This is a genomic window from Rubrivirga marina (genome assembly GCF_002283365.1).
GTDB lineage: Bacteria > Bacteroidota > Rhodothermia > Rhodothermales > Rubricoccaceae > Rubrivirga > Rubrivirga marina.
In genome coordinates, this window is sequence record NZ_MQWD01000001.1 from 2,441,577 (window position 1) to 2,467,984 (window position 26,408).

15 protein-coding genes are annotated in these 26,408 nt (G+C 71.4%); 9 read left to right on the plus strand and 6 right to left on the minus strand.

The features are described 5' to 3' along the window. Positions 1 to 19 precede the first annotated feature (19 nt). The 3 genes from rpoB to BSZ37_RS10025 all read left to right on the plus strand — a co-directional run bounded on the left by rpoB (position 20) and on the right by BSZ37_RS10025 (position 10,054). A complete protein-coding gene (gene rpoB / locus BSZ37_RS10015) occupies positions 20 to 3,886 on the plus strand; it encodes a DNA-directed RNA polymerase subunit beta (protein ID WP_095510415.1) in 3,867 nt (1,288 codons plus the stop codon). An 86-nt stretch (positions 3,887 to 3,972) separates the two neighbouring features. After that, complete coding sequence (gene rpoC, locus BSZ37_RS10020; protein WP_095510416.1) at positions 3,973 to 8,340, plus strand: DNA-directed RNA polymerase subunit beta'; 4,368 nt, start codon at positions 3,973 to 3,975, stop codon at positions 8,338 to 8,340. A 127-nt stretch (positions 8,341 to 8,467) separates the two neighbouring features. After that, the gene (locus tag BSZ37_RS10025; RefSeq protein ID WP_095510417.1) at positions 8,468 to 10,054 is read left to right on the plus strand and encodes an aryl-sulfate sulfotransferase; all 1,587 of its coding nucleotides are present in this window, start codon (positions 8,468 to 8,470) and stop codon (positions 10,052 to 10,054) included. A 60-nt stretch (positions 10,055 to 10,114) separates the two neighbouring features. On the opposite strand, the gene BSZ37_RS10030 is transcribed toward BSZ37_RS10025, so the two are convergent. From BSZ37_RS10030 to BSZ37_RS10045, 4 genes are all read right to left on the minus strand, one after another. After that, positions 10,115 to 10,333 carry a DUF3072 domain-containing protein gene (locus BSZ37_RS10030; protein ID WP_095510418.1) on the minus strand — a complete coding sequence of 73 codons (219 nt, stop codon included), beginning with the start codon at positions 10,331 to 10,333 and terminating at the stop codon, positions 10,115 to 10,117. Positions 10,334 to 10,572: 239 nt separating this feature from the next. Then, positions 10,573 to 11,526: a histone deacetylase family protein gene (locus BSZ37_RS10035; RefSeq protein ID WP_095510419.1), complete on the minus strand. Its 954-nt coding sequence runs from the start codon at positions 11,524 to 11,526 to the stop codon at positions 10,573 to 10,575. Positions 11,527 to 11,584: 58 nt separating this feature from the next. After that, a complete protein-coding gene (locus BSZ37_RS10040) occupies positions 11,585 to 12,157 on the minus strand; it encodes a thioredoxin family protein (RefSeq protein ID WP_179299557.1) in 573 nt (190 codons plus the stop codon). Next, complete coding sequence (locus BSZ37_RS10045) at positions 12,154 to 13,266, minus strand: glycosyltransferase (RefSeq protein ID WP_095510421.1); 1,113 nt, start codon at positions 13,264 to 13,266, stop codon at positions 12,154 to 12,156. Before BSZ37_RS10045 ends, BSZ37_RS10040 begins: the two co-directional genes overlap by 4 nt. 159 nt (positions 13,267 to 13,425) lie before the next feature. Between BSZ37_RS10045 and BSZ37_RS10050 the strand changes: the two genes are divergently transcribed. The 4 genes from BSZ37_RS10050 to BSZ37_RS10065 are packed head-to-tail and all read left to right on the plus strand — an operon-like array spanning position 13,426 to position 17,120. Next, entirely contained in the window at positions 13,426 to 14,955 is a 1,530-nt protein-coding gene (locus tag BSZ37_RS10050; protein WP_179299558.1) for a trypsin-like peptidase domain-containing protein, read from the plus strand. A 15-nt stretch (positions 14,956 to 14,970) separates the two neighbouring features. Next, entirely contained in the window at positions 14,971 to 15,357 is a 387-nt protein-coding gene (locus tag BSZ37_RS10055; protein ID WP_095510423.1) for a four helix bundle protein, read from the plus strand. Positions 15,358 to 15,397: 40 nt separating this feature from the next. Beyond that, positions 15,398 to 16,609 carry a chorismate synthase gene (gene aroC / locus BSZ37_RS10060; RefSeq protein WP_095510424.1) on the plus strand — a complete coding sequence of 404 codons (1,212 nt, stop codon included), beginning with the start codon at positions 15,398 to 15,400 and terminating at the stop codon, positions 16,607 to 16,609. A gap of 52 nt (positions 16,610 to 16,661) precedes the next feature. After that, complete coding sequence (locus BSZ37_RS10065; RefSeq protein WP_095510425.1) at positions 16,662 to 17,120, plus strand: hypothetical protein; 459 nt, start codon at positions 16,662 to 16,664, stop codon at positions 17,118 to 17,120. Between the two features lie 26 nt (positions 17,121 to 17,146). On the opposite strand, the gene BSZ37_RS10070 is transcribed toward BSZ37_RS10065, so the two are convergent. Further along, the gene (locus BSZ37_RS10070) at positions 17,147 to 18,223 is read right to left on the minus strand and encodes a mechanosensitive ion channel family protein (protein ID WP_095510426.1); all 1,077 of its coding nucleotides are present in this window, start codon (positions 18,221 to 18,223) and stop codon (positions 17,147 to 17,149) included. A gap of 312 nt (positions 18,224 to 18,535) precedes the next feature. Between BSZ37_RS10070 and alaS the strand changes: the two genes are divergently transcribed. Next, positions 18,536 to 21,472, plus strand: a complete 2,937-nt coding sequence (gene alaS, locus BSZ37_RS10075) for an alanine--tRNA ligase (RefSeq protein WP_179299559.1) — start codon at positions 18,536 to 18,538, stop codon at positions 21,470 to 21,472. Positions 21,473 to 21,614: 142 nt separating this feature from the next. Here alaS and BSZ37_RS10080 read toward each other — a convergent pair whose 3' ends face one another. Beyond that, positions 21,615 to 24,812: a two-component regulator propeller domain-containing protein gene (locus tag BSZ37_RS10080; protein WP_143537620.1), complete on the minus strand. Its 3,198-nt coding sequence runs from the start codon at positions 24,810 to 24,812 to the stop codon at positions 21,615 to 21,617. 192 nt (positions 24,813 to 25,004) lie between these two features. Here BSZ37_RS10080 and BSZ37_RS10085 point away from each other — a divergent pair, with 192 nt between their 5' ends. Next, positions 25,005 to 26,333 carry a S8 family serine peptidase gene (locus BSZ37_RS10085; protein ID WP_095510429.1) on the plus strand — a complete coding sequence of 443 codons (1,329 nt, stop codon included), beginning with the start codon at positions 25,005 to 25,007 and terminating at the stop codon, positions 26,331 to 26,333. Positions 26,334 to 26,408: the final 75 nt, after the last annotated feature.

Below are 26,408 nucleotides of genomic sequence, written 5' to 3' on the forward strand. Positions count from 1 at the left end.
CACACCCCAGGGGTACGCCTTGAGCAACAGCAAGAGCGCGGCGCGACCGGCGCCCAGCGGCGAGAGCACTCGTCAGTCGTTCGCAGACATCGCGCCGGTCCTCGATTTCCCGGACTTCCTCGAGATCCAGCTCCGGTCCTACCACGACTTCGTCCAGGCCGAACTGGTCCCAGAAGAGCGTGACCCGAAAAAGGGCCTCGAGGCCACGTTTCGGGAGCACTTCCCGATCACCGACACGCGCGAGCGCTACACGCTCGAGTACCTCCACTTCACGCTGGAGGCGCCCAAGCACTCCATCGAGGAGTGCCTCGCGCAGGGCCTCACGTTCGCCCTCCCGCTCAAGGCGAAGCTCCGCCTGAGCGCCAAGGAGGACGAGGACGAGGACGAGCCCGAGGAGGCGATCCAGCAGGACGTCTACCTCGGCAACCTGCCCGTCATGACCGACAAGGGCACGTTCGTCGTTAACGGCGCCGAGCGGGTCATCGTCAGCCAGCTCCACCGGAGCCCGGGCGTGTTCTTCTCGCAGAGCGTCCACCCGAACGGGACGGACCTCTACAGCGCCCGCGTGATCCCCTTCCGGGGGTCGTGGATCGAGTTCTCGACCGACGTCGCGAACGTGATGTGGGCCTACATCGACCGGAAGAAGAAGCTGCCGGTCACGACGCTCCTCCGCGCGCTCGGCTACTCGTCGGACAGCGAGATCGTCAACCTGTTCGACCTCGCCGACGAGGAGAAGGTCTCGACCAAGAAGGCCTTCGCGAAGCTCGCCGGCCGGACGCTCGCCTCGTCGGTGACCGTCGAGGTCAAGCACGAGGTGATCGACGAGGACACCGGTGAGGTGCTCCAGGAGAACGTCGAGCGCGAGGTGGTCCTCCCGGCCGAGCACGTGCTCGAAGAGGACGACTACGGCCTCCTCAAGGACGCCGGCGTCGAGTCCGTCATCCTTCGCCGCGAGCAGAGCGAGGACGATGACGACGGCGGCCTCGACATGTCGACGCTCCTCAACACGCTCAAGAAGGACCCGACGCACTCGGAGTCCGAGGCGCTCAAGCACCTCTACGAGACGCTCCGGAGCGCCGAGGCGCCCGACGTCGACGCGGCGCGCGCGCTCCTCGACCGCCTCTTCTTCTCCGACAAGCGCTACGACCTCGGCGCCGTCGGCCGGTACCGCATGAACAAGCGGCTCGGCCTCGACAGCGACAACGACGCCGTCACGCTGACCAAGGAGGACCTCGTCGCGATCATCACCGAGCTCGTCAAGCTCCTCAACGGCAAGTCGAACGTCGACGACATCGACCACCTCGGCAACCGCCGGGTGCGGACCGTCGGCGAGCAGCTCCAGGCCCAGTTCTCGCTCGGCCTCGCCCGCATGGCGCGGACGATCAAGGAGCGGATGAACCTCCGCGACGCCGACAAATTCACGCCCCAGGACCTGGTCAACGCCCGGACCGTCTCGTCGGTGATCAACACCTTCTTCGGGACGAACCAGCTGAGCCAGTTCATGGACCAGACGAACCCGCTGGCGGAGCTGACGCACAAGCGTCGGATGTCCGCCCTCGGGCCCGGTGGTCTGACGCGTGAGCGCGCCGGCTTCGAGGTCCGCGACGTCCACTACACGCACTACGGCCGGCTCTGCCCGATCGAGACGCCGGAGGGGCCGAACATCGGCCTCATCTCGTCGCTGTGCACCCACGGCGTCGTGAACAAGTTCGGCTTCATCGAGACGCCCTACCGGAAGGTCAACAACGGCAAGGTCACGTCGAAGATCGAGTACCTCTCGGCCGAGGACGAGGACCGCTACACGATCGCCCAGGCCAACGCCCCGCTCAACGACGACGGGACGTACGCCAACGACCTCGTGCGCGCCCGGATCGGCGGCGACGTCCCGCTCGTCACGCCCGACGAGATCGACTACATGGACGTGGCGCCGAACCAGATCATCTCGCCGGCCGCCTCGCTCATCCCGTTCCTCGAGCACGACGACGCCAACCGCGCGCTGATGGGCTCGAACATGCAGCGCCAGGCCGTGCCGCTCCTCCAGCCGTCGGCGCCGTACGTCGGCACGGGCCTGGAGGGCCGGATCGCTCGCGACTCTCGTGCCATCCTCGTCGCCCAGGGCGACGGCGTGGTCGAGTACGTCGACGCGACCAAGATCACGGTCCGCTACGACGAGACGCCCGAGGACGCCGACGCGGCGTTCGAGGAGCCCGTCCGGACGTACCCGCTCATCAAGTTCCGCCGGACCAACCAGGACACCAACGTCACCCAGAAGCCGCGCGTCGCCGCCGGCATGCGGGTGAAGAAGGGCGACCTCCTGGCCGACGGCGCCTCGACGGAGAAGGGCGAGCTCGCGCTCGGCAAGAACGTCCTCGTGGCGTTCATGCCGTGGAAGGGCTACAACTTCGAGGACGCCATCGTCATCTCGGAGAAGGTGGTCAAGCAGGACATCTTCACCTCGGTCCACATCGAGGAGTTCGACCACCAGGTCCGCGACACGAAGCGCGGCGAGGAGGAGCTCACGCGCGAGATCCCGAACGTCTCCGAGGAGGCGACGAAGGACCTCGACGAGCGCGGCATCGTCCGCGTCGGCGCCGAGATCAACCCCGGCGACATCATCGTCGGCAAGATCACGCCAAAGGGCGAGACCGACCCGACGCCGGAGGAGAAGCTGCTCCGGGCCATCTTCGGCGACAAGGCCGGCGACGTCAAGGACGCCTCGCTCAAGGCCAAGCCGGGCATGAACGGCGTCGTGATCGACACGATGCTCTTCAGCCGCCGCAAGACCGACGCCATCACCAAGAAGGCGGAGGAGAAGCGGCTCGAGGAGATCAAGCGCCAGCTCGACCGCGAGGTCGACGCCCTCCAGCAGTCGTTCTACGAGCGGTTCTTCAGCCTCATCGGCTCGAAGCAGGCGGGCGCGGCCATCGAACTCCGCGACGGCACGATCGTGATCTCCGAGGGGGCCAAGTACACCAAGACGGGCTTCAAGGAGATCGAGCCGGCCGACCTCAAGATCCGCCAGGCGTACACCAACGACGACGACACCAACCGGCAGGCCTGGAAGCTGCTCGCCAACTACCAGCGGCGGCACCAGGAGGTGACCGGCGCGGCCGAGCAGGAGGAGTACCGGATCCAGATGGGCGACGAGCTGCCCCCGGGCATCGTCCAGCTGGCGAAGGTCTACGTGGCCAAGAAGCGCAAGCTCCAGGTCGGCGACAAGATGGCCGGCCGCCACGGCAACAAGGGCGTCGTCGCCAAGATCGTCCCCGAAGAGGACATGCCGTTCCTCGAGGACGGCACGCCGGTCGACATCTGCCTCAACCCGCTGGGCGTGCCGTCGCGCATGAACCTGGGCCAGATCTTCGAGACGCTCCTCGGCTGGGCCGGCTCCAAGCTCGGCGAGACCTACGCCACCCCGGCCTTCGACGGCGCGTCCATGGACGACATCGCCGCGAAGCTCCGCGAGGCGGGCCTCCCCGAGGACGGCCGCGTCCAACTCTACGACGGCCAAACCGGCGCCCCGTTCGACCAGAAGACGACGGTCGGGCAGATCTACATGCTCAAGCTGTCGCACCTCGTCGACGACAAGATCCACGCCCGGTCCATCGGGCCCTACAGCCTCATCACGCAGCAGCCGCTCGGCGGCAAGGCCCAGTTCGGCGGCCAGCGGTTCGGCGAGATGGAGGTGTGGGCGCTCTACGCCTACGGCGCCTCGAACGTCCTCCGCGAGCTCCTGACCGTCAAGTCCGACGACGTCCAGGGCCGCTCGAAGGCTTACGAGGCCATCGTCAAGGGCGACAACCTCCCCGAGCCGAACGTCCCCGAGTCGTTCAACGTCCTGCTCCGCGAGATGCAGGGCCTCGGCCTCGAAGTCCGCATCGACTAGGGGCTCTGGCGACGCGCCCGAGGCCGGCCCCCTCGGCCTCGGGCGCGCTCCCCACACCCCCGATTCCTATACCCTAGTCCCCCAATATGGCATTCGGCATCCAGCCGGCCCAGCCGGCGCAGAAGAAGTACTACAGCTCGATCACCGTCAGCCTGAGCTCGCCCGAGACGATCCTCGAGCGGTCGTTCGGCGAGGTGCTCAAGCCGGAGACGATCAACTACCGGAGCTTTAAGCCGGAGAAGGACGGCCTCTTCTGCGAGAAGATCTTCGGCCCGGTCAAGGACTGGGAGTGCCATTGCGGCAAGTACAAGCGGATCCGGTACAAGGGCATCATCTGCGACCGCTGCGGCGTCGAGGTGACCCAGAAGTCGGTCCGTCGTGAGCGGTTCGGGCACATCACGCTGTCCGTCCCGGTCGTCCACATCTGGTACTTCAAGAGCCTGCCGAACAAGATCGGCGCGCTCCTCGGGATGAAGTCGAAGGACCTCGACAAGGTCATCTACTACGAGGCCTACGTCGTCGTGAACCCGGGCGGGGCCCAGAACCTCGGCATCGACCGCGGGACGCTCCTGACGGAGAACGAGTACTTCGACGTCCTCTACCAGATCCGCGAGGACAACAACCGCCTCGCCGACGACGACCCGGAGAAGTTCGTGGCGATGATCGGCGGCGAGGCCGTCGAGGAGCTCCTCAAGCGGCTCGACCTCGACTCGCTCGCCGTCGAGCTCCGGTTCCAGGCCCGCACCGAGACGAGCCAGGCCCGCAAGGCCGAGGCCCTCAAGCGGCTCGGCATCGTCGAGGCGTTCCGCCAGGCGAACGCCCGGATGGAGAACAAGCCGGAGTGGATGGTCATGAAGGTGGTCCCGGTGATCCCGCCGGAGCTCCGCCCGCTCGTCCCGCTCGAGGGCGGCCGGTTCGCCACGTCGGACCTCAACGACCTCTACCGGCGCGTCATCATCCGGAACAACCGGCTCAAGCGCCTGATCGACATCAAGGCGCCGGAGGTCATCCTCCGCAACGAGAAGCGGATGCTCCAGGAGGCCGTCGACAGCCTCTTCGACAACTCGCGGAAGGCCAACGCCGTCCGCTCCGACTCGAACCGCGCGCTGAAGTCGCTGAGCGACATGCTCAAGGGCAAGCAGGGCCGGTTCCGCCAGAACCTCCTCGGCAAGCGCGTCGACTACTCGGGCCGGTCGGTCATCGTGGTCGGCCCGGAGCTGAGGCTCCACCAGTGCGGCCTGCCCAAGGAGATGGCCGTCGAGCTGTTCAAGCCGTTCATCATTCGGAAGCTCATCGAGCGCGGCATCGTCAAGACGGTCAAGAGCGCCAAGAAGGTGGTCGACCGCCGGACGGCCGACGTGTTCGACATCCTCGAGAAGGTGATCGACGGGCACCCGGTGCTCCTCAACCGCGCCCCGACGCTCCACCGGCTCGGCATCCAGGCGTTCCAGCCGGTCCTCATCGAGGGCAAGGCGATCCGCCTGCACCCGCTAGTGACGACGGCGTTCAACGCCGACTTCGACGGCGACCAGATGGCCGTCCACGTGCCGCTGTCGCATGACGCGGTGCTCGAGGCGAGCATCCTCATGCTGTCGTCGCACAACATCATGAGCCCGGCGCACGGCGGCCCGATCGCGGTCCCGTCGCAGGACATGGTCCTCGGCATGTACTACATGACGAAGGACCGGGCCGACGAGAAGGGCGAGGGCATGATGTTCGGCTCGACGCGCGAGGTTCGCCAGGCGTTCGACCAGGGCAAGGTCTCGCTCCACGCCCGGATCAAGCTCAAGCTCAACGAGCCGACGTTCGACGGGCAGCACCAGCCCGGCGAGACGATCGACACGGCCGTCGGCCGCGCGCTCTTCAACGACATCGTGCCGGCCGGCGTCGGGTACATCGACCAGGTCCTGACCAAGAAGAACCTCCGCAACATCATCGCGGGCGTCTTCAAGGCGACCGATTTCCCGCGGACGGCCAAGTTCCTCGACGAGATCAAGGACCTCGGCTTCGGTCAGGCCATGCTCGGCGGGCTGAGCTTCTCGCTGGCCGACATCGTCGTGCCGGACGCGAAGCAGACGCTCCTGAAGGAGGCCGAGGACCGCGTCGACGAGATCCGCTCGAACTACGAGATGGGCTTCATCACCGAGGCCGAGCGGTACAACCAGGTCATCGACGTCTGGACGTCGACGAACAACGACATCTCGGACGTCCTCTACACGTCGCTCCAGAACGACCAGGAGGGCTTCAACGCCATCTACATGATGGCGGACTCGGGCGCTCGTGGCTCGCGCGAGCAGATCCGCCAGCTCGGCGGGATGCGTGGCCTCATGGCCAAGCCGCAGAAGAGCCAGGCCGGCTCGGCGGGCGCGATCATCGAGAACCCGATCAAGTCCAACTTCAAGGAGGGCCTCTCGGTCGCCGAGTACTTCATCTCGACGCACGGCGCCCGAAAGGGCCTGGCCGACACGGCCCTCAAGACGGCCGACGCCGGCTACCTCACGCGCCGTCTCGTCGACGTGAGCCAGGACGTCTCGATCACGCAGCACGACTGCGGCACGCTCCGCGGCGTGCGGATGGAGGCGCTCAAGGACAACGAGGACATCGTCGAGTCGCTCCGCGACCGGATCGTGGGCCGCGTGTCGGTCCACGACGTCCGCGACCCCGAGTCGGGCGAGGTGATCCTCCGCCGGGACGACCAGATCACGGACGAGATCGCCGACCAGATCGAGGCGACCTCGATCGAGACGGTCGAGATCCGCTCCGTGCTCGCCTGCGAGTCCGACCGGGGCGTGTGCGCGCTCTGCTACGGGCGCGACCTCGCCAACGGCCGCCTCGTGCAGACCGGCGAGGCCGTCGGTGTCATCGCGGCGCAGTCGATCGGCGAGCCCGGCACGCAGCTCACGCTCCGGACCTTCCACATCGGTGGTACGGCCAGCCGCATCGCGGCCGAGTCGACCATCCAGACGAAGTTCGGCGGCAAGGTGGTCTTCGAGAACCTCCGGACGGTCACCGACGAGTCGGGCGAGACGGCCCGCACGATCGCCCTCGGGCGGTCGGGCGAGGTCCGCGTGCTCGACGAGGACGGCCGCCAGCGCATCGCCTACACGATCCCCTACGGCGCCGACGTCGCGGTCGTCGAGGGCCAGTCGGTCGAGAAGGGCGACGTCATTGCGAGCTGGGACCCGTACAACTCGGTCATCATCGCGGAGACGGCCGGCACGGTCCGCTTCCAGGATGTCATCGAAGGGACGACGTTCCGCGAGGAGTCGGACGAGCAGACCGGCTTCCGCGAGAAGGTCATCACCGAGACGCGCGAGCGCTCGCTCACGCCGGCGCTCGTCGTCGAGGGCGAGGGCGGCCGCGAGTACACGATGCCGGTCCGGGCCCGCCTCCAGGTGGACCAGGGCGACGAGATCACGGCGGGCACCATCCTCGCCAAGCTCCCGCGCCAGTCGGCCGGTACCCGCGACATCACGGGCGGTCTCCCGCGCGTCATCGAGCTGTTCGAAGCCCGCTCGCCGAGCGACCCGGCCGTGGTGTCGGAGATCGACGGCGTCGTGAGCTTCGGCGGCCGGAAGCGCGGCTCGCAGGAGGTCATCGTGACGTCCCGCGACGGCCTGACGGAGAAGACGTACCTCGTCTCGCTCTCGAAGCACCTCCTCGTCCACGAGAACGACTTCGTGCGCGCCGGTGAGGCGCTGTCCGACGGGCAGATCTCGCCGCAGGACATCCTCGCCATCCTCGGGCCCACGGCCGTCCAGGAGTACCTCGTCAACGAGGTCCAGGAGGTCTACCGGCTCCAGGGCGTGGGGATCAACGACAAGCACATCGAGGTCGTCGTCCGGCAGATGATGCAGAAGGTCCGGATCACGGACCCGGGCGACACGCCGTTCCTCGAGGACGACCTCGTCGACCGGCTCCAGCTCGAGAAGGTCAACGACGCGCTCTACGACAACTTCGTCGTCGTCGACGCGGGCGAGTCCGACCTCCAGATCGGGCAGACCATCACGCGCCGGCAGCTCCGCGACGCCAACTCGGCGATGAAGCGGGAGGACAAGCGCGAGGTCGAGGTCCGCGACGCCGAGCTCGCCGTCGCCGAGCCGGTCCTGCTGGGCATCACCCAGGCCGCGCTCAAGACCGACTCGTACCTCTCGGCCGCGTCCTTCCAGGAGACGACGAAGGTGCTCACCGAGGCCGCCATCGCGGCGAAGGTCGACAGCCTCCTCGGGCTCAAGGAGAACGTGCTCGTCGGGCACCTCGTCCCGGCCGGCACCGGGCTCCGCGACTACGCCGACATCGTCGTTGGGAGCCGCCAGGAGCTCGAGGCGCTGCAGGCCACGCAGGACGCGCTCGACCGCGGCCTCGCGACGGGCGACGGCGACATCCTCGGTGCCCCGGCCTCCCCGGCCGCGGACGACGAGACGCTCGCCGAGATCAACCGCCGCCTCGGGTAGCCCCACCTCAGGCGCCCCGTGCGCACGCTGAACCGGACGCCCCGGCTGCCCTCGCGGTGGCCGGGGCGTCGTGCGTTCGTCCGCCTCGCCGGCGGGTCGTATCGTCTGGGGCGCTCCCACCACGCTCATGCTCACCCGGTCCGTCCTCGTCCTTCTCCTGCTCGGACTCGGCGTGGCGGGGTGCGACGGCGCCAGGCCCGAGCCGCCCGACGAGACGGACGCGCTGCCCGCCGTCGTCTCACGGTTCGAGGTCGAGGTCGATCCGGCGGGGACGTCGCCGCTGACGGCCGAGGTGACGCTCGAGGCCGACGTGCCGGTGTCGATCGACGTGGTGGTCGAAGGGAAGGAGGGGGCGGCCACCGAGATCCGCCACCGGTTCGACGACCTCGGGACCGTCCACCGCATCCCCGTCCTCGGGCTCTACGCCAACACTACCACGGCCGTCACGCTCGTCCTCCGGGACGAGAGCGGCGCCGAGGTGGGCCGGGTCGAGCGGGACGTCGAGACGGGACGGGTCCCCGGCGGCCTCCCTGCGGTGACGGTGAACACGGCGGCCCCGGGCGCGGTCCGGCCGGGCCTCACGTTCGTCAGCTCGTTCGCGGGGGAGGGCGCGACGCCGCAGGCTCCGTTTGCCTACGACGCCGCCGGGACGATCCGCTGGGTGCTCGACTATTCGGGCCGTCCGCCGCTCACGACCCTGTTCTACGACAACGGGATCGACCGGCTGGCGAACGGGAATCTGTACTTCGGCGACGGCGCCACGGACCGGATCTACGAGGTCGATCTGTTCGGCCGGATCGTGCGCCAATGGGACCTCCCAGGCTTCGGGTTCCACCACCACGTGCTGGAGAAGCCCGACGGCAACTTCCTCGTCACGGTCAACCGCGACGGCGCGGCGACGGTCGAGGACGCCGTCGTCGAGGTCGACCGCGAGACCGGCCAGATCGTCCGCGACTGGGACCTCCGCCAGTCGCTGAATCAATACCGCCGGGCGTGGCCCACGGACCTCGCCGACCTCAACGTCGACTGGTTCCATGCCAACGCGCTCGTGTATGACGAGCGGGACGACACGATCCTCGTCTCGGGGCGCACGCAGGGCCTCGTCAAGCTCACCGCCGGCAACGAGGTCGTGTGGATCCTCGCGCCGCACCGGGACTGGGGGACAGCAGGCGACGGGACGGACCTCGCGACGAAGCTTCTCCAGCCGCTCGACGCGGCGGGCCAGCCGATCACCGACCCCGCCGTGCTCGACGGCGCGCAGCGGCACGTCGACTTCGACTGGGCGTGGTACCAGCACGCCCCGGAGATCCTCCCCGACGGGTCGATCCTCCTGTTCGACAACGGCGACAGCCGCGGGTACACGGGCCGAGGCCTTTATAGCCGCGCCGTCGTCTACCGCGTCCATGAGGCCGCGATGACAGTGCGCCAAGTCTGGGACTACGGTGAGGAGCGCGGGCCGCAGACGTACTCCCGCATCGTCTCCGACGTGGACTACCACGCGGACGAGGGGATCGTCGTGTTCGCGCCGGGCGCCATCGCACGCGGGGAGGCCAATCCCCATGGGCGCGTCGTCGAGGTGGACCGGGCGACGGGCGCGGTGCGGTCCGAGGCCGTCATTCGGGCGCCGACGACCCGGTTCGGAATCACGTTCCACCGCGTCGAGCGGATGCCCCTCTACCCGCCGGGTCTCCGGACGACCCGGCCCAACGCCTGAGGCAGGCGGACAGGCGTGCCCGCCTCGACCCGTTGCTGGGCCGAGGCGGACGGCCCGGACTCACTCGCCACGGCCGGTCTTAGCCTGGAGCGCGTCGATGGTCTCGGACGCCTCGGCCTTTGTGAGACCGTCGTACTGGTCGGGGTCCTCGCCGGCCTCCTGAGCGAGCGTGTGGAGGTAGGAGCGCTGCGCGCCGGTCATCGGCTCGTCGCCGGTGGTCCAGTCTTCGGGGTCCTTCTGGGCGTTGCCGGCGTCGGTCTGGTCTTGAGGGGTCGACATGGGATCGGTCGGAAGTGGACTCCCAACGTCGGATCGCGCGGTGCCGACGGTGCGTCGTCGGGACGTCCCCGGGGGCGGGGTCGGGCGAGGCCCTACCGCCGGCCGGCTACCTTCGCGGGCCCTGTCGGCCGGGACGCCGAGCCTGGCGCCTCCCTCCAGGAGTTCGGTCCAAACGCCGGTCTCCGCACTCATCCAGACTCGTGTCGACGCCCCCCCGGTTGGCCCGTGGTGCGGGCGGACTACCCGCCCGTGCCGTAGACGGCGGCCGCCTGGCGGTACATCGTCGCGTGGAGATCCGCGGTCCGGTGGGCCATCGTCTCGGGCGCCTGGCCGGGCTCGCGGCGCGCGGCGTAGCCGCCCGATAGGAGCAGACAGAGCGGGACGCCGGCGTCGCGGACGGTTTCGCACACGAGCCGGTCGCGGGCCGCCAGGCCGTCGCGCGTGAGCGTCAGCCGCCCGAACCGGTCGTCGGCCACGACGTCAACGCCTCCGAGATAGACGACGAGGTCTGGCGTAGCGTCCGCCAGCACCTCCGGGAGAAGGGTGGCGAGCACGTCGAGGTACTCGCCGTCGCCCGTCCCGTCCGGCAGCCCCACGTCGCGGGTCGAGGGCGGTTTTCGGAACGGGAAGTTGTTGGCCCCGTGGACGGAGACCGTGTAGACGCCGCCGGCCGGCCACGCGCGGTCGCCGCCGAACACGTGGGCCGTCCCGTTCCCCTGGTGGACGTCGAGGTCGAGCACGAGCGCCCGCCGGATCCACCCGGACCGCTGGAGGACGCGGAGCGCGACGGCGACGTCGTTGAGCACGCAGAACCCCTCCCCGTGGTCGGGCATCGCGTGGTGCGTCCCGCCGGCGAGGTTGCCCGCGACGCCGTCGAGCAGCGCCATCGACATCGCGTTGATCGTGCCCTGGACGGCCCGCCGGCTCCGCATCACGAGCGCCTCGCTCCACGGGAGCCCCATCCGCCGTTCTTCCTTCCGCGACAGCGTGCCCGTCGCGAGCGCGTCGAGGTAGCGCGTGGTGTGGACGAGCAGGAGGTCGCCCCAGTCGGCCTCGCGCGGGGCGACGACGTCTTCCGCCCGGATCACGCCCTCGGCGATCAGGAGGTCGTGGAGGGCCGAGAACTTGGCCATCGGGAACGCGTGCCGCGGCGGGAGCGGCACGACGTAGCCCGGGTGGTACGAGACGCGCATCGAGGCGGGGGGAGACCCGTCGCGGACGCGCGTCGCCCGCCCGGCGATCCGTCCCGACCTACTGCGCCTCGGGCTCCTCGCGCGGCGGCGCCATCAGGGTCTCGACGGCCTGCTCGAGCGAGAGCCCCGTCCGGCGGGCGACGATGAACTGGTCGAACGGCGTCGTCTCGTACGCCTCCTCGCGGACGTACTGGAGCGCGAACAAGAAGGTCTCGGGGTCGGTGTAGCCCGGGAGCTTCGTGATGAGCGCGCCGTCGGTATCGACGAACACGTTGGTCGGCGTGCCCGAGATGCCCATGGCGCCGCCGAGGTCGCGGCCGGTCACGCGCGCGTCGAAAAACTGGAGCGAGTCGGCGCCCTCGATGTCGAGGCGGACCGGGGCGAAGTTGCCGGTGAGGTACTCCTGGACGGCGTCGTCGGTGAAGACGTCGGCGTCGAACCGGGCGCAGAAGCCGCACCACGAGGCGTAGCCATAGACGAGGACGATCTTGTCGTCGGCCTGGGCCGTCGCGATGGCCTCCTCCATCGAGAGCCAGTCCGGCGCGTCCTCGGGGACGATGGACGCGTCGACCTGGGCCTGCCCGGCGAGCGGGAGCGCGAGGGCGAGCGCGAGGAGGATGGAGCGGATCATGTGGCGGGGAGGAGGCGGTCGAGGAGAGCGCGGAACGTCCGTCGGCCCTCGTTCCATGTGTAAGGGGCGAGCGCGGCGGGCGCGGCGGCGGCCCAGCGGGCGCGGCGGTCGGGGTCGAGGGCCTTGCGGAGCGCGTCGGCGACGGCCCCCGGATCGGAGGGGGCGGCGAGGACGCCGACGCCGCGGTCCACGACGGCCCGGATCTCGGGGAGCGGGCTGGCGAGGACCGGGACGCCGGCCGCAAGGTACTCGAACAGCTTGTTCGGCAAGCTCAGGCGGAGGCTCTCCGTGAGAGGTTCGATGAGGCACGCGCCGAGGTCGGCGCCCGGCGTGAGCGCCGCCAGCCGGTCGGGTGGGACGAACGGGTGGACCACGAGCCGGTCTCCAAGGGCTGCGCTCCACGTGCGGATCTCGGCCTCCAGCGCCCCCTCCCCGATGAGCACGAGGCGGATGCCCTCGACGGCCGCGGCCGCCTCGGTGAGCGCACGGAGACCCCGGCCGTCGCGGAAGAGGCCCTGGTAGAGCACGATCGTCCGGCCGTCGTCGGGGAGGTCCAGGTCGCGACGGAGAGCGTCGCGGTCGGCGCTGCCGGCCTCGGCGACATAGGGCGCGTTGTAGAGGACGGTCGGCCGAGCGATGCGATAGCGGTCGCGGAGCCGGTCGGCGATGGCGTCTCCCACCGTCAGGACCGCGTCGGCGCGGCCGATGGAACGGCGCTCTACGGCGCCCCACACCGCGCCGACGTAGGGGCGCCCGTGCGTCGAGTCGAGCGCCGTGTAGAGCTCGCGGCTGTCGTAGACGAGCCGTGCGCCGTGACGTCGGGACGCGGCCACGAGGGCAGGGAGGGTGTAGAGGTCGCTCGCGAGGTACAGCCCGGCCGGTCGCGCGAGCGCGGCCTCTCGAACGGCCCGGTGCGCGCGCCAGAACGCGAGCGGTCCACCGCCGGGCCGCACGCCGAGGACGGTGAGCGTGGCGCCGTCCGGGAGCGCCCGGGGAGCGCGCGGACCGGCCGTCTGCAGGACGGACACGGGCACCCCCGCCTCGGCGAGCACGCGGAGCTGGCGGAGCGCGCGCGACGAGCCCGTGACGTCGCCCACGAGGGCGAACACGGCGGTTCGAGGCGGCGGGGGCGGGGTCAGGGGATCGATGAAGTTGTGTGCCGGGGGGGCGCCGGGGGACGATTCCGGACGCCCAAACGTATGTTCAGTGCCCGACGCGGGGCCCGAAGTTTCGTCCTCGAGCCCAGGGTCGGCTCACCCACCCCGAACGTGACTCTGCGTCGTCTCCTGTTCGCGCTGGCCGCGGTGTCGGTCGGCGTGCTCCTCGGTCTCCCGGTCGTCCGGCTGCTCCAGCCGGACCCCGAGCCCGTGCCGCAGCAGGCGCCCGCGCCGTCGGCGCCGGCCCGGGTCGAGACGGTCCAGATCGGGGCCGACGGGCCGCCGCCGGCCGCGGAGATCGGCACGCCCGACCTCGCCGACATCAGCCAGCAGACGCAGGCGGTCGCCCGCGCCGTCGACCGGGCCGTCGTCTACATCGAGGTCGAGCTCGGGCCCGGCTACGCCCGCGGGCAGACCGAGGCCGGCAGCGGGATCATCATCTCGGACGCCGGCTACGTCCTCACCAACGCCCACGTCGTGGCCCGGGCCACCGAGGCCCTCGTCATCCTCCCCTCCGACAAGCGCGAGTACCGGGCCGAAGTCGTCGGGCGCGACCCGACGACGGACATCGCCGTGCTCCGGTTGTTCGAGGTCGGCGTGGACGACGAGGAGCCGCTCCCGGTCGCCTCGCTCGGCGACTCCGACGCCCTCGAGGTGGGGGAGTGGGTGCTCGCCGTCGGCAGCCCGTACCGGCTGATGAACACGGTCACCTCGGGCATCGTGTCGGCGCTGGGCCGCGGCGGGCTCAACGCGATCCCCAACGAGTTCGCCATCGAGGACTTTATCCAGACCGACGCGGCTATCAACCCGGGCAACTCGGGTGGGGCGCTCGTCAACCTCCAGGGCCAGGTCGTGGGCGTCGTGACGGCGAACGCTTCCGACAACGGCTACGCGGCCGGCTACGGGTTCGCGGTCCCGATCAACCTCGCGCGTGTCGTGGCCGAGAGCCTCATCCGGTACGGCGAGGTCCGACGGGGCTACCTCGGCGTCGAGGTGTTCCCTGTCGACCGGGCCGATGCACGCGAGGCCGGGATGCCGGACGTTCGCGGCGTGCTCGTCACGCGCGTGGTGTCGGGCGGCCCCGCGGCGCAGGCCGGCGTCCGCCCCGGCGACGTGCTCCTCGAGGTCGGCGGCCGGTCGGTCGACGCGCCGAACCAGTTCCAGAGCCGGCTGGCGATGTTCCAGCCGGGCGAGGGCGTCGAGCTCTCCGTCTGGCGCGGCGGCGAGGCCCGGGCTCTCGAGGCGACGCTCTCGGACCCGACCGACCCGTCGCTCGAAGATTGGTTCGCCGGGCCGTCGACGCCCGCGTCGCCCCAGACCGGCCCGCAGGAAGAAGAGGTCGCGCGGTCCGAGGCGCCCGACTGGGGCGTCCGCTTCCGCGACCTCACGCGTCCCGAGCGCCGCGCGTTCGAGAGCGGCGCCTTCGTCGAGTCGATCGAGCCCGGCAGCGCGGCCGAGCTCGACGGGCTCCCGCGGGGGACCGTCGTCGTGGCCGTCGAGAACCGCCCGGTGGCGACGGCCGAGGAGGCGCGCGTCGCGCTCGCCCGCCTCGCCCGCCAGGACCGCCCCGCGCTCTTGCGCGTCCGCCGCCCCGACGGCCGGACCGCGTTCTACGACCTGGCGTCGCCATTCGTCGATTGATGATTGGGTGATCGGGTGAGTGGGGAAGACGATGAGACGGAGCACGGGCGGCGAGCGGAGGCGCTCCGGGATCGGACGAAGGCGTACGCGTTGAGAGTCATCCGATTCTGCCGGTCGCTTCCTGACTCCGACGAGGGGCGTGTCATCCGTCGTCAGATGCTCCGGTCGGCGACCTCGGTGGCCGCGAACTACCGCGCCGCGTGCCGCGCCCGGAGCCATCGGGAGTTCGTCGCCAAGATCAGCGTCGTGCTCGAGGAGGCCGACGAGACCGAGTTCTGGATCGAACTAACGGTGGATGCCGGGCTGGCGGATGCGGAGCGCACACGGGACCTTCTCCGCGAGGCGAGCGAGTTGGTGGCGATCTTCGCAGCCTCCCGCCGGACGGCCAAGCGGCGATCCTGAGGGCGGCTCAATCTCCACTCACCCGCTCACCAATCCCCCAATGCGTTACCTCACCGCAGGAGAGTCCCACGGCGAGGCCCTCGTCGGCATCGTCGAGGGGATGCCGGCCGGCGTGCCCGTCACGCCCGCCGACATCGACGAGCACCTGAGCCGCCGCTGGCTCGGCTACGGCCGCGGCGGGCGCGCCAAGGTCGAACGCGACCAGGTCCGGGTGCTCGGCGGGATCCGGTTCTCGCACACGATGGGGAGCCCCGTCGCGCTGCTCCTCCCGAACGCGGCCTACGAGAAGGACCGGGCCGGCTGGCCCGAGACGATGGCCGTCATGGGCGACGGCGACGGCGTCGAGCGCGTGACGCTCCCGAGGCCCGGCCACGCCGACCTCGTCGGCGCGCAGAAGTACGGGTTCGACCGGCCGCCGCACGGGCCCGACGTCCGCCCGGTGATCGACCGGTCATCGGCGCGGGAGACGGCGATGCGGGTGGCGTGCTGCTCCGTCGCCCGGCAGATGCTCCGCGCGCTCGGGATCGAGGTCGGGAGCCACGTCGTCCGCCTCGGGGAGGTCGGCCTCGACGACCCGGCGGGCTGGGCCGAGGATCGGGACGCGCTGCTCGCCGAAGGCGGCGCGCGGGCGCTCTACGAGAAGGCCGACCAGTCGGAGGTCCGAATGCTGGGCGACGCGCTTTCCGAGCGGGCCATCGAGCACATCAAGGCCGCGAAAAAGGCGGGCGACACGCTGGGGGGCGTCTATGAGGTCGTCGCGACCGGCGTCCCCGTCGGCCTCGGGAGCTACGCACAGGGCGACCGGCGGCTCGACGGGCGGCTCGCGCAGGCGATCCTGTCCATCCAGGCGCAGAAAGCGGTGGAGGTCGGCGACGGGTGGCTGGCAGGGCGCCGACCCGGGTCCGAGGTCCACGACCCCATCACGCGCGACGGCGACCGCTGGGGCCGCGAGAGCAACCACGCCGGCGGCGTCGAGGGCGGCATCTCGAACGGCCAGCCGCTCGTCGTCCGCGGCACGATGAAGCCGATCCCGACCCTCATCAAGCCGCTCGGGACGGCCGACCTCGCGACGGGCGAGGCCCAGCCGACGCGCTACGAGCGGAGCGACGTGACGAGCGTGCCCGCCGCGAGCACGGTCGCCGAGGCGACGGTCGCGTGGGAGATCGCCGTGGCCCTCCTCGAGCGCTACGGCGGCGACACGTTCGGGGCCCTCCGCGAGCGCGTCGAGGCGGACCGGGAGCGCGGCTTCTGACCCTCCGGGCCGTCGGTTTGCGCAGGGACGGGGGACCGCTCCCGGCTCGCCCATGCTGACCGTCACGCCCAAAGGCGCGTTCTCCACGTCGTACGCCGTCGCCCTCGACGGCGAGCCCGTGGGCCAGTTGCGCCTGCGCCGTTTCCGCGAAAAGGCGACGGCCGTGCTCGACGGCGACCGGTTCACGATGGCCAACCAGCTCGTCGGGCGCCACTTCCTCCTCAAGGCGGGACGGCTGCGCGTCGCCCGTGCCGACAAGCGCGCGTTCCAGTACGCCGTCGATGTCCGCCTCGGGGACCGGGGCGCGCCGCTGGCGTTCGTCTCCGCCGGGGTGCTCGCGACGGGGCGGTTCGTCCTCACCGACGGGGGCGAGGTCGTCGGCGAGGTCGTTCGGGAGGGGCGCGGCGCGCGCGGCGCGTTCGACGTGGACCTGCCACCGCCGGTCGAGCTGTTCTTGGCGTGGATCGCGCTCGCGATGTGGCGCCGGGACCGGCGGCGACGGTCGGGGTAGGCGGTCGCCGTCCGGCACGGTCGGGCTCAGCCGACGTCCGGCGGGGTGGGAGGGGGGCTGGAGGCGCCGTCACCGCGGCGCTCGGCGTCGGCGAGACGGGCCGGGCGCGGCGGGTTCGAGCCGGCCGGCCACCCCTCGCGCTGGCGCGTCCGGTCGCCGTCGGTCTCCTCCGTCTGGTCGTGGAACAGCACCACCTGCGTCGGGAACGGGAGGTCGATGGCGCCCTCGGCCATGGCCTCCGTGATCCGGCCCAGCACGCGGTCGCGGACGGCGACGACGTTCGAGCGCTTGGGGTGGGTCCACCAGCGGATCCGGAGGTTGACCGACGAGCCGGCGAGGTCCCACGTGAGCACGTCCGGCGCGGGGTCCTCCAGGACGCCCTCGGCGCCGCGGAGCACGTCGAGCGCGATCTGCTTCGCCTTCCCGATGTCGTCGCCGTAGCCGATCCCGACGTCGTACTCGCTCCGGAGCAGGTTGTAGGCCGTGATGACCTGGACGGGCTCCGAGTAGATCTGGCTGTTCGGGATGATGACCCGGCGGCCGTCGTAGGTCCGGATGAACGTGGCCCGCGTCTCGATCGACTCGACGGTCCCGACGTAGTCCCCCGACACGATCTCGTCGCCGGCCTGGAACGGCTGGCGGAGGAGCAGGAGCACGCCCGCCAGGAGGTTCTGGAAGATGTCCTGGAACGCGAACCCGAGGACGAGCCCGCTCACGCCGAGCGCGCCGACGAGCCCGGCGATCGTGAAGCCGGGGAAGACCAGGACGAGCCCGATCAGGAGGCCGAGGAACAGGAGCCCGGCCGTCGCCAGCCGCCCGAGCACGATCCCGATGGGCGAGTCGACGGGCCCCGGCGTCACGCGGTGGATGATCCCGCGGACGCCTCGCGCCACCAGCCACAGCACGAGGAAGACGACGACGGCCACCGCCAGCGCCGGCAGGGCGGCCACGACGGCGTTCGCGTAGCCCTGGACCGTCCCGACGGCCTGCCCCGTCGCCTCGGCGAAGCCGGGCGCCACCGTGTCCGCCTCGGCGATCGCCTCGGCCGTGGTGACGACGGTGTCGCGCACGACGGAGCCGGAGAAGAGCGTGTCGGCCTGCATGGGCGAGCGGGAGGGGGAGAGGGGGACGCGGGACGGCCGCGGCGGGTTCGCCGGTTGCCACTGCCCTCACCCCGTGTCATCCTGAGGAGCAGGGCGACGAAGAATCTCGTGTCCGATCGCGTTTCGCTCACGACGAGGGATCCGGCCGAGTCGGACGAGATCCTTCGGTCTGCTTAGGGTGACAAGCGTTGAGGGAAGACTCCGCCCGCCTCGGGAGTGCGACCGAGGCGGGCGGGGGGACCGGATTGCGCGGAAAGCCCATCGGCACGGCGGATCGGCGGTCGGGCGGGCTCGGTAGCTTCTGAACCCTCCGTGTCTTCCGTGCCCATGCCCCACCGCCCCCAGACCGCGAACGAGACCCGCCAGGCCTTCCTCGACTTTTTCCGCGAGAAGGGCCACGAGATCGTCCCGAGCGCGCCGATCGTTCCCCAGAACGACCCGACGCTCCTGTTCATCAACGCGGGGATGAACCCGTTCAAGGACGTGTTCCTGGGCACGGGCTCGCGCCCGTACGACCGCGCGGCCGACACGCAGAAGTGCCTCCGGGTGAGTGGCAAGCACAACGACCTCGACGAGGTCGGGCTCGACACGTACCACCACACGTTCTTCGAGATGCTCGGCAACTGGAGCTTCGGGGACTACTTCAAGAAGGAGGCGATCGCGTGGGCCTGGGAGCTGCTGGTGGACCGCTGGGGCCTCGACCCGGAGCGGCTCTACGTCACGGTCCACGAGGGCGACGAGGTGCTCGGCCTCGGTCCCGACGAGGAGGCCGCCGCGCTGTGGGCCAGCGAGACGGGCATCGCGCCGGCCCACGTCCTCTACCAGCCGTCGAAGGACAACTTCTGGATGATGGGCGAGACCGGGCCATGTGGCCCGTGCTCCGAGATCCACGTCGACCTCCGCGACGACCACGCCCGTGCTATCACGCCGGGCCACACGCTCGTCAACGGCGACGACCCGCGGGTCATGGAGATCTGGAACCTCGTGTTCATCCAGTTCGACGCCGCCAAGGCCGTCGACGCGGAGGGCGAGGACGAGGGCCTCATCACGCTCACGCCGCTCGACGCGAAGCACATCGACACGGGGATGGGCTTCGAGCGGATGTGCGCCGTGCTCCAGGGCAAGCGCTCGAACTACGACACGGACCTGTTCGCGCCGCTCCTGGCGGCGATCTCGGAGCGCGCCGACCTCAAGCCGTACGACCGCTACGACGAGGCGGACGAGGAGGGCAAGCGGGTCCGCGTGGCGATGCGCGTCGTGGCCGACCACGTCCGGACGCTGGCCGTCGCGATCGCCGACGGGGCGCTGCCGGGCAACACGGGCCGCGGCTACGTCCTCCGGCGGATCCTCCGTCGGGCCGTCCGCTACGGCTACCAGGCCCTCGGCCTCCGCGAGCCGTTCCTGGCGTCGCTCCTCCCCGCGCTGGCGGACGAGATGGGCGAGGCGTTCCCGGAGCTCGTCGAGAGCCAGTCGACGGCGGCGAAGATCATCACGGCGGAGGAGACAGCGTTCTTTAAGACCTTGGTGGAGGGAATAGAGATGTTCGACCGCGCCGCCAAGGTCGCCGAGTACTATCACGAGAATCCAGAGAACGCTGAGTCGGAGAGCATGAGGCGGCCCGCTGAGGGGCAAGGGTTCAGCTGGGATCTTGTCCCAGATATCCCGGCGGTTTCAGCCATTGAGGTTGAGTTGAGACGCACCGGTGAGGCTCTGGAGGAAGCAGAAGAGCACTTCATTCGAAGCGCAGTCGATGGGGTATTCTCCGGTGATATAGCTTTCCTCCTCCACGACACGTACGGCTTCCCCATCGACCTCACGGCGGTGATGGCGCGCGAGCGCGGGCTGACGGTCGACGAGAAGCGGTTCACCGAACTGATGACGGAGCAGCGCGAGCGAGCCCGTGCCGCCGCCGGCTTCGCGATGGGCGAGACGGAAGAAGTCGACCTGTGGGACGCCACGGCCGACACGCCGAAGGAGGTCGCGTTCGTCGGCTACGACCGGCTCACGGTCGAGGGCGCCCGCGTCCTCAAGACGCGGACGGTGGGGGAGGGCGAGGACGCCCGCCACGAGCTCGTCCTCGACCAGACCCCGTTCTACGCCGAGTCCGGCGGCCAGATCGGCGACACCGGCACGCTCACCGTCGGCGACGACGAGATCGCGGTCCTCGACACGGTCAAGGGCGCCGACGGCGAGATCGTCCACCTCGTCGAGCGGCTGCCCGAGGCGGTCGACCTCGACGTGATGGCGGCCGTCGACGCCGACCGGCGCCAGCGGATCATGCGCCACCACACGGCGACGCACCTCCTCCACGCCGCGCTCCGCGAGACGCTCGGGACGCACGTCCAGCAGAAGGGCTCGCTCGTCGCGCCCGACCGGCTCCGGTTCGACTTTTCCCACTTCGAGCGGCTCACCGACGAGGAGCGGCGGACGGTCGAGGACCGCGTCAACGCGCTCGTCCTCCGCAACATCCCGAAGGACGAGGCCCGCGACGTCCCGCTCGACGAAGCCCGCGCGCGTGGCGCGATGGCCCTGTTCGGCGAGAAGTACGGCGAGCGCGTCCGCGTCATCACGTTCGGCCCCGACGTCTCGGTCGAGCTCTGCGGCGGCACGCACGTCGCGTCGACCGGCGAGATCGGCCTGTTCAAGCTGACGTCGGAGGGCTCGGTCGCCTCGGGCGTCCGGCGCGTCGAGGCCGTGGCCGGCGAGGCGGCGCTCGCGTGGCTCGACGCCGAGCTGGGCGAGCTGGAGGCCACGCGCGGCGCGTTCAACCAGCTCCCGGACGGGCTGCCCGCCGCCGTCGGCGGGCTGCAGGACGAGGTCAAGGCGCTCCAGGGCGAGCTCGCCGACCTCCGCCGCCAGCAGGCCGCCGCCGGGCTCGACCAGTTCCTCGCCGACGCCGAGCAGGTCGGCGACGCGCGCGTGGCGACGGGCGTCATCCCGGGCGCCGACATGGACACGCTCCGCGACCTCGCCGAGACGGCCCGGAACCGGATGACGGCCTCGGGCGGCGGCGGCGTCGCCGTGTTCGGCGCGGCCGAGGCCGGCAAGGCGACCCTCGCCGCGTCCGTCACCGACGACCTCGTGGCGCAGGGCGTCCAGGCCGGCACGCTCGTCGGCGCCCTCGCCAAGCGCGTCGGCGGCGGCGGCGGCGGCCGGCCCACGCTCGCGACCGCCGGCGGCAAGAACCCCGCCGGCCTCGCCGACGCCCTCGCGGCCGCGGCCGACGAGGTCCGCCAGCTCCTCGGCTGACTCCCCCCGCCTCGGCGTCGAGGCGGACGCACCCACGCGACACCCGACGTCCCCCCTCCTCGGATGGGGTGGGGGGACTCCTCGACCCCCGTCGTGCTCACTCATCTCGGGTCGGCTCGCCCCGGCCCCGAGGCCGAGGGAGTCAGGCCGTGGCGGCGGTCGCGTCGAGTTCGACCGGGTAGCCGGCTACGGGCGCGTCGATCCCCTTGAGCCGGAGCTCGCGCGGGGGGGCGAACGTGACGTCACTCACCGTGAGGGCGTGGACGGCCTCCGACACGAGGACGCCGCCGGGGGCGCACGCGCTCTCCAGCCGGGCCGCGAGGTTAACGCCCCGCCCGATGGCCGTGAACTCGACCAGTTCGTCCGACCCGAAGTTGCCGACCGTGACCTCCGACTGGTGGATCCCGATGCGGAGGTCGACGCGGTGGCCCAGCCCGCCGGCCTCCCACGAGCGGCGCAGCCGCGCCATCGCCCGCTGCATCTCGACGGCCATCGCGACGGCGCGGCGGGCCTGCTCGTCGGGCGGCATCGGGTCGGCCGCACCGAAGAGGACCATGATCCCGTCGCCCATGAACTTGTCGAGCGTGCCCCCGTGCGTGTCGATGAGGGCGACCATCTCGTTGAGGTACTCGTTGAGGAGGGCCGTCACGCGTCCGGGCGGCGTGGCCTCCGAGAGCCGGGTAAACCCGGCGAGGTCGGTGAACACGACGGTCACCGGCCGCCGCTCGGCCTCGACGCGGACGTCGCTCTCCTGGCGCAGAATCCGCTCGGCGACCTTCTTGGGGAAGTACTTCTGGAGCCGCGTGTTGAAGGTCGAGAGCTGCCCGTTGAGGCTCTCCACGCGGGCCTTCTCGTCGGCCAGCTCGCGCGTTCGCTCGGCGACGACGCCCTCGAGGTGCTCGGCGCGGGCGCGGAGTTGGGCCGTCCGCGCCTTGTAGCCGGCGAACGCGAGGCCGACGCCCGCGAGGAGGCAGAGCGCGGCGAACCAGCCGGTCTGCCACACGTGCGGCCGGAGCGTGAACGCGACCGTGGCGTCGGTGTCGCTCCACACGCCGTCGGCGTTGGCCGCTCGGACGCGGAAGACGTAGTCGCCGGGCGGGAGGTCGTTGTAGAAGGCCTGGCGGCGAGCGCCCGCCTCGGTCCACTCCTCGTCGTGCCCGTCGAGCCGGTACCGGTGTCGGACGCGCGTCGGGGTGACGAAGCTGAGCCCGGCGTAGGCGATCTCGAACTGAGAGACCCCGGGCCCGACCGTGACCGCGCCGCCCCCGAGGCGGACCGGGTCGCCGTCCACGCGCAGCCGCTCCACGACGACGGGGGGCGCGACCTCGTTCGTCCGGATCCGGCTCGGGTCGATGACGGCCACGCCGCCGTTCGTCGGCACGTAGAGGGCCCCGTCGGCGGCGCGGGCACCGGCCGGCTGGCTCCCGCCGTTGGCTTCGGCGCTCGGGAGCCCGTCGGCCCGCCCGTAGAGCGTCATGCGGACCGGCGCGCCCGTCCGGGCCGCCTCGGCGAGCGCGTCGGCCGGGGCGACGGACACGCCGCGGTTCGACGTCAGCCAGATCCGGCCCTGGCCGTCGTCGAGGACCTGCGGGATGATCTGCGAGGGGACGCCCTCCGCCGTCGTGAGCCGGTGGACCGCACCGTCGGCGACGTGGAGGAGCCCCGACCCATCGGTGCCGACCCACACGCCGTCGGGGCGTGGGAGGATGGAGAGCGCGTTGTCGGATTCGGTCCCCGCGACGGCCTCGACCGCGCGCCCGTCGTACCGGTGGAGGCCGGCGCCGTAGGTCCCGATCCAGAGCACGCCGTCCGCGGCGCCGAGCGCCGTCACGGGCGCCTCCGGCGCGCCGGGCGCGTCGAGGGGCACGACGGCCCCGTCGGCCCACCGCCCGGCTCCGGTGGCGGTCCCGACCCAGAGCGTCCCGGCGTCGTCCTCCTCGAGCGCGATGACGTAGGGGTCGGGGAGGCCCGCGCCCTCGGTCACACACCCGGCCACGCGCCCGCCGACGACGCGGCACAGCCCGGCGCCCTCCACGCCCGCCCAAACTGTCCCGTCGCGGGTGGCGTAGACCGCCGAGACGTCGTCGCCGGGCAACCCGTCCGCCGAGGTGACCGTCTGCACGACGCGCCCGCCGACGACGTGCGCGAGCCCGCCCGTCGTCCCGACCCAGACGCCGCGGTCGGGGTCGGCCGCGACGGCGTAGGCGCGGTCGGCGGGGAGGCCTTCGCGAGAGGTCACGGGCGTGAACTTGGCCGTCCGGAGGCGCGCGAGGCCGCCGCCGCCGGTCCCGATCCAGAGGCTGCCCTCCGGGTCCTGGAGCAGGGCGAGGACCGTGCCGAGGTCGGCCCCGGCGGCCTCGGCGATCGTCTCGACCTGGTCGCCGCGGGCGCGAAGGAGGCCGCCGCCGTCCGTCCCGATCCACAGGCTGCCGGCGTCGTCGAGCAGGAGCGCCTCGGTGGGCACGCCGGCCGCCGCTTCCGCCTCGGGCCGCGCGCGGAGCGTCCCGCTGTGGAGGTAGCCGAGCGGGTGGTCGCTGAGGGGTCCGATCCAGAGACCGCCCCGTGCGTCTTCTGCGAGCGCGCCGACGGGTTCCGCCGCCGCCCCCCCGAGGCCGTCGAACGCCTCGACGCGTCCGTTCGCAACGCGCGCCAGGCCGCCTCGCGTCCCGACCCAGAGGCCGCCTCGCCCGAGGAGGAGGGTGCGGACGTAGGCCGTCGGCAGGCCGTCGTCCTCGCCCAGGCACTGGAACCGGTCGGCGCCGGGCGCCAACTGGCAGAGCCCATCGAACGTGCCGGCCCAGACGGCACCGTCGGGGGCCACGGCGAGGGCGGCTACGGCCGGGCTCGGGAGGCCGGCGTCCGTGTCGAACGTCCGCACGCGGAGGTCGCGGTCGACGTGGGCGAGCCCGCCGCGACGCGTGCCGACCCAGAGCCCTCCATCGGCTGAGGGGGCGAGGGCTCGGACGTCGCCGTCGGGGAGCCCGCCTCGCCCGCGGCCGACGACCGTGAACGTCACGCCGTCGAAGCGGGCGAGGCCCTCCTGGGTCCCGAACCAGAGGTGCCCGTCGGCCGTCCGCGCGATGGCTTCGACGCGGCTCTGAGGCAGACCCTCCTCGGCGCCCCACGCTTCGGCGTGAAGCTGGGTGAGCGCGAGCCGCGGGTCGAGCGCCGCCTGCTCGGGACGACCGGTAGGGAGCCCAGCCGCCGTGGACTGGGCCACGGTCAGACCGGGCCAGACGACGCTCGCTACGAGCGCCCCGATCGCGCAGAGTAAACTGAGACGGGCCATCGACACGAGGCAAACGTACCCCGAGATCGGGGAGAGAGGCGCGTAGGACAAACGCGGACGACGGTACCGAGCCGGATCCTACGCGGATTGCGGATCGGGGAAAATGGGCGTTCCAAAGGGGATCGTCAGGTAAAACGACCCGTGGGACGGTCGATCATAGGGGGGTGCCGAGACCCGTCACGTCGCATGGCTTCACGGCGCGGCCGCTGGGTTTTAGTTTCCCTGATCGTCCCCTGGCACCTGATGACGACTCGTTCTCGCACCCTCGTCGCTCTCGCGATCGCCCTCGTCGCCGTCGCCGGCTGCGACAGCCTGACCGATACCGGCTCCGCCGGGCTGGCGGCGTCCTCAGCCCACGACTGGCAGTCCGAGGTGCTCGCTGCGGCGGAGGGCCTGGACCCGCTCGGGTCGATCGACCTCTTCGTGAGCTTCGCCCCGGGCACCGATCCCGAGGCCGAGTCCGACGCGATGTTCGACGGCCACGACGTCCGCCGACGGGGCTACGTCCAGGAGACGAACCCCGGCGTCGCGATCCAACTGTCGCTGGTCGACCTCAACACGATCCTCGGCATCCTCGGGCTCAACCCGCTCGTGATCGACGTCGAGGTCGACCTCCGCATTCCGCTGGAGGCCTTCCCGGGTACGTACGTCCCCCTCAGCGACCGGTACACCGGACGCGAGAGCGACGTCCTGATCGCGCAGACGACCATGCCGGGAGAGTTCGAGGGCCAGATGCTGCCGTGGAGCGTCCGCCAGGTCCGCGGCCACCTTTCCTCGACCGCCTCGGGCGACGGCGCCGGGACGGTCGACGTCGACGTGTACGTGATCGACTCGGGCGTCGACCATCCGGACGTGAACGTCGTCGAGAGCGTGTCCTTCCTCGACGAGGGCGCCGAGGCGGGCCCGACGACGCACGGCAACCACGTGGCCGGCATCATTGGCGGGACCGACGACGAGGGCGGGATGGTCGGCGTGGCGCCCGGCGTCCGGATCCACTCGCTGGACGTGTTCGACGCGTCGGGGACGACCTCGATGAGTCAGGTCATGCGGGCGGTGGACCACGTCACGGCGGCGAAGCGGGCCAACCCCGCGGCTCCGATTGTCGTCAACCTGAGCCTCGGGGCAGCGACCAGCACGACGGAGCTCAACGCGCTCGACCGGGCCATCCAGACATCGATCCGGGCGGGCGTCGTGTACGTCGTCTCGGCCGGCAACGACGGCGTGAACGCGGCCTACGTGTCTCCGGCGCGAGTGCCCGAGGTGATTACCGTCGGGGCCTACGACTCGCGGTGGCAGTTCGCGTCGGAGTTCTCGAACCACGGCCCGGTCGTGGACCTCCTGGCGCCGGGCGTCCGCGTCGTCTCCGGCGCTGACGGCGGGCGGTACGCCCGGCTGGACGGGACGTCGATGGCCGCGCCCCACGTGACGGGCGCCGCCGCGCTCAACCTCGCGCGGCGGCCGTCGGCCAAGCCGGGGCACGTCGAGACCCAGCTCTGGCGCCGCGGCCGGTCGCTGGGCCAGGGCGTGCCGCCGAACACGACGACGCGTTCCGTCTGGGTCGGCACGATGTAGCCGCGGCGTTTTCCCGTCCCTTTCGCCAGTCGTTCGACCGGAGCGGGGCGGGAGTAGTGAGGTTGACGGTCGATC

Coding starts and splice junctions, on each gene's coding strand:
- rpoC (WP_095510416.1), top strand. CDS start 3,973: ATGGCATTCGGCATCCAGCCGGCCCAGCCGGCGCAGAAGAAGTACTAC.
- BSZ37_RS10025 (WP_095510417.1), top strand. CDS start 8,468: ATGCTCACCCGGTCCGTCCTCGTCCTTCTCCTGCTCGGACTCGGCGTG.
- BSZ37_RS10030 (WP_095510418.1), bottom strand. CDS start 10,333: ATGTCGACCCCTCAAGACCAGACCGACGCCGGCAACGCCCAGAAGGAC.
- BSZ37_RS10035 (WP_095510419.1), bottom strand. CDS start 11,526: ATGCGCGTCTCGTACCACCCGGGCTACGTCGTGCCGCTCCCGCCGCGG.
- BSZ37_RS10040 (WP_179299557.1), bottom strand. CDS start 12,157: ATGATCCGCTCCATCCTCCTCGCGCTCGCCCTCGCGCTCCCGCTCGCC.
- aroC (WP_095510424.1), top strand. CDS start 15,398: ATGCGTTACCTCACCGCAGGAGAGTCCCACGGCGAGGCCCTCGTCGGC.
- BSZ37_RS10065 (WP_095510425.1), top strand. CDS start 16,662: ATGCTGACCGTCACGCCCAAAGGCGCGTTCTCCACGTCGTACGCCGTC.
- BSZ37_RS10070 (WP_095510426.1), bottom strand. CDS start 18,223: ATGCAGGCCGACACGCTCTTCTCCGGCTCCGTCGTGCGCGACACCGTC.
- BSZ37_RS10085 (WP_095510429.1), top strand. CDS start 25,005: ATGACGACTCGTTCTCGCACCCTCGTCGCTCTCGCGATCGCCCTCGTC.